Origin of the sequence: Xanthovirga aplysinae (genome assembly GCF_009711365.1) — a bacterium.
Classification (GTDB): Bacteria; Bacteroidota; Bacteroidia; order Cytophagales; family Cyclobacteriaceae; genus Xanthovirga; species Xanthovirga aplysinae.
Genome location: NZ_SMMB01000739.1, coordinates 3,024 through 3,599, shown reverse-complemented (window position 1 = coordinate 3,599; position 576 = coordinate 3,024). Strand labels below are relative to the sequence as shown.

Annotated in this window: 1 protein-coding gene; it reads right to left on the bottom strand. The window is 36.6% G+C overall.

Translation table 11 applies throughout. The annotated features are described in order from the left end of the window. Positions 1 to 66 precede the first annotated feature (66 nt). On the bottom strand, positions 67 to 576 hold a 510-nt coding region (locus E1171_RS04905), incomplete at its 5' end, for a DUF4249 family protein (RefSeq protein WP_187696265.1).

Genomic DNA, 576 nt, shown 5'->3' with positions numbered 1-576 from the left:
AGTTTTGACCTAATGGAGTACATCGAACTTTTCCAGCCTCCCCCCAAACTCTCCCCATACTTCTACTCAGAAGGATCTTACTATAATTTTTTGTCTTCTAACATATTCCTTTATTTCCGATACTGCAGAAACGCCAAAATAGCCTAGTACCAGTTCATTCTCATCTCTTTTGTTCCGAACATTTCCTCGAAGTTGGACTGGAGTGCTTGTCATAACTCCCCCATTAATTTCATTTTGTTGTTTTAATTGTTCCAAAAGTTCATATATTTCTTTATTGATGGAATGAACCTCCCCAATAAAATCAAAACTTTCCCAATCGTTGGGCGATGCAGGTTCCCCTCTTCCCTTAATTATTATTGGAACAGGAAGAAATGCAATTTCATAGGCTTGGATTTCCCCTTGAGTAAAGTTATTTACATCCAATAAATTAATATATCGATTTGTCACTTCATAATCTTCCCAGTAGTACGGAATATCAACAGGATGAATACCATTCAACCTCCATTTGATCTGAAAATAGTTTGTAACGGCAGAAACTTTGTTCAGGCTTATAGTAAAACTTGTGCCTTTTTCGTG